The sequence below is a fragment of the Mycobacterium sp. genome (assembly GCF_019247615.1).
Taxonomy (GTDB): Bacteria; Actinomycetota; Actinomycetes; order Mycobacteriales; family Mycobacteriaceae; genus Mycobacterium.
In genome coordinates, this window is the sequence record NZ_JAFBAT010000261.1 from 1 (window position 1) to 8881 (window position 8881).

Annotated in this window: 8 protein-coding genes and 3 pseudogenes; 4 read left to right on the top strand and 7 right to left on the bottom strand. The window is 65.3% G+C overall.

Features of this window, described 5'->3' with window-relative positions; translation table 11 throughout:
• Positions 1-213: pseudogene (locus JO059_RS17950) on the top strand (DUF2652 domain-containing protein); the annotation flags it as partial.
• Positions 214-233: 20 nt separating this feature from the next.
• Here the strand turns inward: JO059_RS17950 and JO059_RS17955 are convergent.
• Positions 234-344: pseudogene (locus JO059_RS17955) on the bottom strand (hypothetical protein); the annotation flags it as partial.
• Positions 329-595 (bottom strand): annotated as a pseudogene (locus JO059_RS17960) (cystathionine beta-lyase); the annotation flags it as partial. The pseudogenes JO059_RS17960 and JO059_RS17955, both read right to left, overlap by 16 nt.
• 327 nt (positions 596-922) lie before the next feature.
• Between JO059_RS17960 and JO059_RS17965 the strand changes: the two are divergent.
• Both JO059_RS17965 and JO059_RS17970 read left to right on the top strand, forming a co-directional pair.
• On the top strand, positions 923-1915 hold the full coding sequence (locus tag JO059_RS17965) for an LLM class flavin-dependent oxidoreductase (protein ID WP_293321115.1): 993 nt from the start codon (positions 923-925) through the stop codon (positions 1913-1915).
• Positions 1912-3105, top strand: a complete 1194-nt coding sequence (locus tag JO059_RS17970; protein WP_293321101.1) for a cytochrome P450 — start codon at positions 1912-1914, stop codon at positions 3103-3105. The genes JO059_RS17965 and JO059_RS17970 overlap by 4 nt, the downstream gene beginning before the upstream one ends.
• Positions 3106-3216: 111 nt before the next feature.
• On the opposite strand, the gene JO059_RS17975 is transcribed toward JO059_RS17970, so the two are convergent.
• The 4 genes from JO059_RS17975 to JO059_RS17990 form a co-directional block, all read right to left on the bottom strand.
• Entirely contained in the window at positions 3217-4206 is a 990-nt protein-coding gene (locus JO059_RS17975; protein WP_293321103.1) for an alpha/beta fold hydrolase, read from the bottom strand.
• A gap of 87 nt (positions 4207-4293) precedes the next feature.
• Positions 4294-4812, bottom strand: a complete 519-nt coding sequence (locus JO059_RS17980) for a lipoprotein LpqH (protein ID WP_293321105.1) — start codon at positions 4810-4812, stop codon at positions 4294-4296.
• Between the two features lie 57 nt (positions 4813-4869).
• Positions 4870-5598 carry a hypothetical protein gene (locus JO059_RS17985; RefSeq protein WP_366516239.1) on the bottom strand — a complete coding sequence of 243 codons (729 nt, stop codon included), beginning with the start codon at positions 5596-5598 and terminating at the stop codon, positions 4870-4872.
• A gap of 120 nt (positions 5599-5718) precedes the next feature.
• Positions 5719-6573 (bottom strand): sulfurtransferase, encoded by an 855-nt coding sequence (locus JO059_RS17990; RefSeq protein WP_293321109.1) that lies wholly within the window; start codon positions 6571-6573, stop codon positions 5719-5721.
• 305 nt (positions 6574-6878) lie between these two features.
• On the opposite strand from JO059_RS17990, the gene JO059_RS17995 reads away from it, so the two are divergent.
• Positions 6879-7196, top strand: coding sequence for a DUF732 domain-containing protein (locus JO059_RS17995; RefSeq protein ID WP_293321111.1), 318 nt, complete (start codon positions 6879-6881; stop codon positions 7194-7196).
• Positions 7197-7303: 107 nt separating this feature from the next.
• Here JO059_RS17995 and JO059_RS18000 read toward each other — a convergent pair whose 3' ends face one another.
• Complete coding sequence (locus JO059_RS18000; RefSeq protein WP_293321113.1) at positions 7304-8419, bottom strand: glycosyltransferase; 1116 nt, start codon at positions 8417-8419, stop codon at positions 7304-7306.
• Between the last annotated feature and the right edge of the window lie 462 nt (positions 8420-8881).

The window sequence follows — 8881 nt, forward strand, 5'->3', positions numbered from 1 at the left end:
CACGACTTCGAGGGCATTGGGGAAACGTCGACGCATTACATCGACCTCGCAACGTCCGACGTACCGCCCCCAGTGCCAGAGCGCAGCTTGTTCGGCAAGCTGGGGACGACGGCGAGGTTCGAGTGGAAGATGGTGCCGTTCAAGCTACGCATGAAGGAACCAGCTCAGGGTTTCCGGAACCTCAACCGGGGCTCCGAAGAAATCTCCGCCTGAGTCGCCGCGGTCTCGCCAGGGCGGTCTTCGTCAATCACCTTGGCGCGGTCGGTGATCGGGGGCTGGTCGACGCAGTTGATCGCCACCCGAGCGTCGGTGGCGTTCGAGTAATGGCCGTGCGAATCGCGACGCGGGCGTGGTCGAGAAACGGGCGCGCTGGCCCTGACACGTCCGCCACCACGGCGAGGCCATCGTTGACTTCCTCCGCAAAGCCGAGCGCGCGGCAATCGAGCCATGCCAGGTAAGTTCCTTGTGGCCGTGGATATTTCGCTCCCGGAAGATGCTCGGCGACCAGATCGCCCAGCAGCGCTCGGTTCGCGTCGAGGCCGTCCAGCAGCGCGTCGAGCCATTCGCCGCCCGTCCGGAAAGCTTCGGTGTGCGAGGCGCCCCAGGGATAACCGGTGTCGCCGTTGATGATTGCCCTGCGTAGGGCCCCACCCAACAATTGAGCGCCGGACCGATGGCGTCAATGGCACGGCTTGAGCCGGCAGAACATATTTTAGGTTAATCTCCTTTGTCATGTTCACCCTCCGGTTCGACATTGCGCACCGGACTGGGCCGCACCGGCCGTCGTTCTCTACGCAGCGGTGATCGACATGTGTGCGTGAGCTGGACGCGAGGGGCGGTGGCTGGGTGGTCAGACGTTGACGCGAATCTTGGACCAGACGTAGCGTACGGGGCACAAATATTAGGTTGCTGGGAGATGAGTGTGTTCACGCTGCGCTTTGACATGCGCGCCCCCTCCTGGGGAGCGCCCCCGGCAGCGCTGTACGGTGCGGTGCCCGAAATGTGCGCCTGGGCCGAGGAGCATGGCGGACTCGCCGCGGTGTTCTGTGAGCACCACGGGTCCGAGGACGGCTACCTGCCCTCCCCGTTTTTGTTGGGATCCGCGGTTGCCTCGCGCACACAGCGCCTTGGACTCAGCCTGATCCTCATTTTTCCGTTTTATGAACCGGTGCGGCTCGCCGAGGACATGGCGGTCCTCGACATCATCAGCGGTGGCCGGGCGTCGTACATCCTGGCCCTGGGGTATCGGCCGGAGGAGTTCGAGCACTTCGGGCTGACCCTGAAGGATCGCGGCCGGCTCGCCGACCGGAATCTGCCGCTGCTGCGCCGGCTGCTCGCCGGCGAGACGGTCATTCACGATGGACGACGCATAACGGTGACACCGCGGCCACAGACCCCCGGCGGCCCTTCGTTGGTGTGGGGCGGGGGAAGTGTGGCGGCGGCCCGACGTGCCGGCAGATACGGCCTCGGCCTGTTGGCCAACGGTAAGGTCCCCGGCATGCAGGAGGCCTACGAAGCCGCCTGCCGCGAACACGGTCAGCAGCCGGGGCCCACAATGCTTCCCGACCGCGACACCCCGTCGGTCGTCTTCGTAGCCGGGGACGTGGAGCAGGCCTGGTCGGAGCTGGGCGAGCACCTGCTGCACGACGCGCGCACCTATGCCGAGTGGAATCCGGGCAACGAGACCTCGGCGGGTTTCTCCCACGTGACAACGGTTGACCAGTTGCGCGAGGCGGCGGCGTCGCACGTGATCATCTCTGTGCCGGAGGCAATTTCGCGGATTCGCGCCGGCCAGATACTCAACCTGGCGCCCTTGTGCGGCGGACTGCCCCCGGACCTCGCATGGCCCTATCTCAAGCGCGTCGGCGACGTCGTGTTGCCCGAGGCCCTGTCGGAGGGAAAGACACCAGTATGACCGGAGCAAGCACGGCAGAGCTTTACTACGACCCGTTCGATTTCGACATCGACGACGACCCGTATCCGGTCTGGAAGAGGCTCCGCGACGAAGCGCCGTTGTACTACAACGACAAATACAACTTCTACGCGCTGAGCCGCTATACGGATGTCTCCCGCGAGTTGATGAACTTCGATGTTTTTCGATCGGGTCGCGGCACCACCATGGACATCATCATGAGCGGCATCAACCTGCCGCCGGGCGTCATCCTCTTCGAGGACCCGCCGATTCACGATCTGCATCGCCGGTTGCTGTCAAAGGTTTTCACGCCCCGGCGGATGGAGGCTATCGAGCCGCTCACCCGCGCGTTCTGCGTGCGTGCGCTGGACCCGTTGGTGGGCTCGGGGAGGTTCGACTTCGTCGAGGACCTCGGCGCGATGGTCCCGATGCGTACCATCGGCTATCTGCTAGGCATCCCCGAAGCCGATCAGCAAGCGATCCGCGACAAGGGTGGCAGCCAGCTCACCCTCAGAGAGGGAACGTTTCGCGCGGTGCCGCAAGACTTTTTGGAGCACAGCCACGAGATGTTTGCGAACTACATCGATTGGCGGGTCGGCCATCCCTCCGATGATCTGATGACACAGCTGCTCAACGCGGAGGTCGACGACGATGGCGGAACCCGGCGGCTCACCCGCTCCGAGGTGCTGCTCTACACCAGCATGATCGCCGGCGCGGGCAACGAGACGACGACGCGTTTGATCGGCTTCATCGGCCAATTGCTGGCCGAGCACCCCGGCCAGCGTCGGCAGATCGTGGAGAACCCGTCGCTGATTCCCATGGCGATCGAGGAGGTTCTGCGTTACGAAGCGCCCTCACCGGTGCAGGCCCGTTACGTCGCCCGCGACGTGCAATGTCACGGCACAACGATCCCCGAGGGGTCGATCATCTTGCTCCTCAACGGATCTGCCAACCGAGACGAGCGCCGGTATCCCGACGGGGAGAGATTCGACATCCATCGCGGTGACACCCATCTGAGTTTCGGCCACGGGCTGCACTTCTGTCTGGGATCGGCCTTGGCGCGCATGCAGGCGCGCGTGGCGCTCGAGGAGGTCATCCGCCGCTGGCCGGAGTGGGAGGTCGACTACGCCAACGCGCGGAAGGCGCACACGTCCAGCGTGCGGGGATGGTCGAGCCTGCCCGTCTTCACCTAATTAGGGCGCCCCAACGTCGACTTGTTGTTGGCGAGAGGCCCATTTTCTCCCAACAACTCGACGCCGGCCACGCGAAATTACGATGGCTGCGACGTCGCGCTCGAGTGTTGGCTACGGCGCGGCTTGGTCCACCAGCACCGCGCCGTCGGGCTGGTTGGCAAGCGTCTGCAGCGGGATGTCCTGACCGCCGGTCGTGAGGCGAACGATCTGGGCCAACTGCCCCGGCGCGTCGCACTGCAGGTAGTGATCGGCGCCGGGGATCACCCAGTAGCGGTTCCGGCCTGGCTTGTTCCTCAAGTACGTCTGCCACACATAGTTGGGGACGCGCAGCGGCGCGACGTTGTCGTGCAGTCCCCACACCACCGTGGTGTCGACCAGGCTGGCGGAAAGCGCTTCCAGCCAACGGGTTTCATCCGCTGCCCGCTCCTTGAGGTATTGAATGGTGTCCGGCAAGACGCGGACTCCGTCGTTGTGGGCGAAGCACTTTGCCAGCGCCGTGATTTCCGGGTCATCCAGTGTCCGCCGTGGCATGAAGGTGCTGGCGCCCAAGCCGGCCGCCAGCATCTCCGGCGTCGTGGCCGCCGCGGTGTCACGTCCGGTTGCGGGGTTGAGCAGCGCTGTTTGGAACGAGGTGAGGTTCGACATCGGCAGATAAATGTTGGCGTTCGTCACGATGAAGTCGACGGGTACGGCGAGTGGATCTTGAGCCGCCAACATCTCCAGCGCGATCATGGCAACGCTGCTGCCCCGATCATGGGCCAGCATGCGATATTCGGTCAGCCGCCACACCTGAGTGATGGCGTAGACCAGCAGCCGTGCGTCGTCGTACAGCGAATAGACATGCGGCGCGGGTGGTTTGTCGGACAAGCCGTAACCCGGAAAGTCCAGCAGAAAGATGTCGAACTCGGAGCTCAGTTCGCCGGATAGGGCGAAGTAGTCGATGCTGCTCGTCGGGAAGCCGTGCACGAGGACCAGTGCAGGCGCCCCGACTGTGCCGCAGCGGCGGCTGAAAACCGCGACTTCCTCCCCGTCGTTGGCGGCGGTTGTCGACCGCCAGCGAATTTCGGTCGCCCCCTGTTGCCAGTCCGCGAAGATGTCCAAGCCGCAAGCATCTCAGAGGTGATCGCGGTTCGACAACCACGTCAGGCGACCGTTCGGGGACGGCGACGCCTTTTGGGGCGCCGAGGCTCAGGGGCAGGTTACGTGAATGCCGAAGGTCACCTGGTGGACGTCGCCTTGGTTAGGCGAGACGCCTTGGCCCGTGCCGGTCACCGTGTAACTCTTGCCGTCTTTGGTCGCTTGGACCTGGGTAGCCGATTCGGGTGCCTGATAGGGCAGTTGATACTGACCCGATTCAGTCTTGAGCGAAATGGCGAACCCATCGACGCTGGGCGGTTTTTCGTCCGAAATAGCCAACGATATCGACGCCGAATCGTCGTGAACCGTGATACGGGTTGTGAGGTCGCCCGACTCGGCGGGCGTCGCACTCGGTTGCGCTGCCGAGCTTTTGCACTCGACCCGTGCGGTCATCGTGTGTTTGTTGCCGTCCATCATCACGGTGGTGGTCGAGGCAGCCGGACTCGAAGTTGCTGCAACAGGCGGCTGAGCATTGTTGCTGGAGCAGGCCGACAGATAGCTCCCCAATACGGCCACGCCGAGTCCGGTGGCAGCGCGAACGAGGCGCCGCCGCGGCGCGCTATTGGTCATCCCACCTCCGTTGCAAGAGCGACACGAGGACTATAGAGCCCATTCGGCTGCGTCGCCTCACGGCCACGCTTCCCACGTGACCATCGTCCGAAGCGGTCCAGCGAAAACGGGCCGCACCGCCGTTGACCGCCAGCGTTCTTCGACGATGTGGCTCAGGGCCTCCGTGGTAGCGACGGGATCCGCGTCGAGGTAAACGACGGTGATGTATTGGTGATCCGTCCGCCATCCCCGGGGTAGATGGCTCCATGCGGTGCTCGAACCGAAGGTCCACGCGCCGGCGGTGCCCGGCACGGCGAGCAGCGCCGGATAGTGTTCAGCATGCAGCCATTGCAGCCACTCGTCCGGGCGGCCGTCGACGGGTTCTTCGACGAGCAGCAGGATTCCGCGGTGCGGGCGGAACGGCACCACCTCGGCGGAGATGAGCGCGTGCGGCGAGGACCGCCACTGCAGTAGGCGCAGCCCGGCCACTTGCAACGACGGTCGCGTGACGGGAAAGCGGCCGTTCTCCCGCAGCGCGCGCCCCAGTGCGACGAAGTCATCGAAGGTCTGCTCCACGGGGTCACCCACCAGGTAGTGCACCGCGTTACCGACCTGCCCGAGCGGTCCTTGGGCCGCCAACCGGTGGTCGAGGTAGTCGCCGTCGGCGATCCAGCGGAGCCCATGGACGATTCCCGGCAGTTGGTATTGCTCCGGCATGTGATCCAGTAGGTGCCAACGCAGGTACGTTTCGTCGGCGTCGGGCGGCGCTGGAGGCGTGAGGCTGAAAATTCCTGCGCGGGCTCGGATCACAGGGACCCCCTTTCGGGTCATTCGCCGATCATTGGAAACTGCTGTCGGGCAACGTGACCGGAAACCGGCCGTTTCCGTTGGGGCATGGGGCTTCTCGCAAGGCTGCAATCCGCGCAGCTATTCGGGACCGCGGGCAACCGCACGGGTCGGATCCGAGCACCACTCCGACCACGACCCCGGATACAGCGCCGCCTGCCGGCCCGCCGCGGCGAGTGCCGCGATGGCCACCGTCGCGGTCACACCCGACCCGCAGTAGACGCCGATGCGGCCGTGACGATCTACGCCGTGGCCGGACAGCAATTCAGCGATCGAGCGGTCGTCGACAAAGGTGCCGTCGGGCGCCAGGACGGCGCCACTGGGCAGGTTCTTCGCGCCGGGGATGTGGCCGGCGACGGGATCGAGGGGTTCGACATCGCCGCGGAAGCGTTCGGCTGCTCGCGCATCGAGCAGCGTCACGGTGTCGGCACCGGTTTGTTCCGCCGTCAAGGTCTGTCGGCCACCGGCATAAAGATCAGCGTGCGGCACCGTCACATTCCCGGGTCGCGGAGTGACCGGGCCGGTCTCGAGGCTGCCGCCGGCCGATTGCCACGCGGACAGGCCGCCGTCCAGGATGCGCACATTTTCGAGTCCGGCCGCGGTCAGCACCCACCACGCTCGTGCCGAACCCGCGCGGTTCCAGTCGTCGTAGACCACGACCAGATCACCCTGCCGGATTCCCCATCGGCGTGCCGACGCCTCCAGGTTGCTCCCCGACGGCAGTGGGTGACGGCCGCGGCCGACGTTCGTGTGATCGCTGAGCTCGTCCTCGAGTGAGACGTACACCGCGCCCGGTAGGTGGCCCCGCAGGTAGGCCGCGTGCCCATCGGGGTCATCGAGCCGCCAGCGCACGTCGAGGATCCGCAGCGGATCGCCGGCCCCGATCCGGGCGGCCAGCTCGGTGGCCGTGATCAGCACCTGGTCGCGGGTGTCCATCGATGGCAACCTCCTTGCGGTCCTCAGAAGCCTAGCGGCGTCGGAAAGTAAACGGGCCCCGAATTGAGGGTGAACGGGAGATTGAACACTTGCCGTGGCTAACGAGGTCGGCGATACCATGGATTTAAATTTGGCAAGAACTAAAAGCAAACTGGGGGTTGAGGTTTGGATCGCGAGCGCAGGACCTCGCACCAGGCTCTTGACCGGCCGGTTCCAGGGAAGGATCATTTGCACTGGGTTCTTGCGGCGTGTGACCGTCGTGATGGTCCGAGGATGACGTGAAGCTTTCGAAGGTGGTGGAGGATATGACAAAGAAGATTTGCGCAGGCGCGTTCGGCGCACTGCTGGCTGTCATGCTCGTACCCGGAGGCGCCGCACGCGCCGACGATGCCGATTTCACCAGCTACCTGAACTCGCATGGCATCAACCTCGGTTCCCCAGCCCAGGCCGTGAACATGGCCCGCGTGATGTGCCAGGACCTCGACGCGGGCTACAGCCAGAAGGACGAGATCGACCAGCTGACCGGTACGCACAAGTTGACCCAGCAGCAGGCCGAGATGTTCATCGGGGCAGCCACCGCCGAATACTGCCCGGGCAAACACAGCCCCAGCAAGCCTAGCTGAGCTGTAATCGACCCGCTATCAACGTGATTCACTGAAATGACTTCGCGTTCGAAAGCCGGCGAAGCGAACCGGTAGGTCATCTCGGTTTCTGCTAGCGCCGGTGATAGCTACGCGGTCGCTCGAGTTTCCAACGACGCGAGCATGCCGGCTGCGGCGCGTTCCCAGGTGAAGCTCTCCGCCCGGCGCCTGGCGGAGCGGCGGCGGTGGTGTTCGGGCCGGCCGACGATAGCCCCGACAGCCCACGCGATGGCGAAGGGGTCATTGTCGGCCAAGGCGCCGCTGTCGGGGGTGATGATCTCGGTCAGCGCCGACGTCCGCGACACAACGGCCGGCGTTCCGCATGCCAGCGATTCCAACGCGGCCAGCCCGAAGGTCTCGTGCGGCCCGGGCGCCAGCGTCACATCGGCCGAGGCCAGCAGGCCCGCAACCGTGTGCCGGTCGTGGATGAAACCGGTGAAGTCGACGGGAAGGCGGGCGGCCTGTCGCTGCAGCCTGGCCCGCAACGGCCCCTCGCCGGCGATGACCAGCCGGGCATCGACGCCGGCATGACACAGCGCACCGAGGGCGTCGATGCTGCGGTCGACACGCTTTTCCACCGACAGCCGGCCGCAGTGGACAAGCAGGATCTGTTGGGGAGCGGCCCAGCGCCGCCGCACCAGGTAGGAGTGGCGGCGCGGGTGGAACGTCTGCAAGTCCACGCCCAGCGGGACGGTGACGGTGTTCGTCGCACCGATCCGGTCGAATTCTTCGCGCGCAAAGGCCGTCGTGCAGACCACGGTGTCGTAGTTGGCGGCCGTGCGCCGATTGGCGACGTCCGCGAACTTCTCCGCCGTCCTCCTCGGAAGTACCTGTCCCACAAGGCGATCCAGGCGCTCGTGGGATATCATCACCGTCCTGGCGCCATATTCGCGGCCCCACGGCCCCAACGACCTCAGCGTGAGCCGGTCGGAAACCTCCAGGGCGTCGGGGCGCAGCGCCTTCAGCAGCGCTTTGACGGGACCCGGCAGCACCGCGCGGTAGCCCCCGGTGAACGGAATCAGCCTGGCTGGCAAAGTGATTCGCACCACGCCGGTGGGCATCTGGGTCCGCTCGGCATATCGGCCGGGAACGATCAGAAAAACTTCGTGACCGGTGGCACAGTATTCCGCGCCCAGCCGGTCCACCGCGGTGCGTAGGCCGCCGGAGCGGGGGCCATAGAAGTTGGCGACCTGTACAACGCGCATAACGTGAGGACACGCGGTGCGCATGTGCAGTCATCGATGTGGAACCGAAGCGTGCCTGAACAGTCAGTGAATTCCGCAGATCGACGGCCCCAACTCTCTCTGGCCGTCGGCGTCTGGCCCGTGGGCTTGGCGTCCCGGCGCTAACCCTAAAGCCGGGTCTTCAGTCGCTCGCGCAGCACGATGTCGTCGATGAGGTTTGATTTCGCAGCGCGGTGATTTCCCGCTGCTTGTGCTCGAGCACGCCCAAACGCACGACTCGATCACCACGCACGTCACGCGCTCGGCGATCAGATGCTCCCGCAGCGCCAGAATGCTGCCGGTTTTCCCACAACGGGGCGCCGCCCCATCACCGGACTGAGCGAAAATCTATGAGCCGGGCACAAGGGGTGCCCACTCGGACGGAGAAGCGTGTGGCGAATGTGACTTCACCGCGCAGTCTCGCCGGCCCCGGCTACCCGCTCG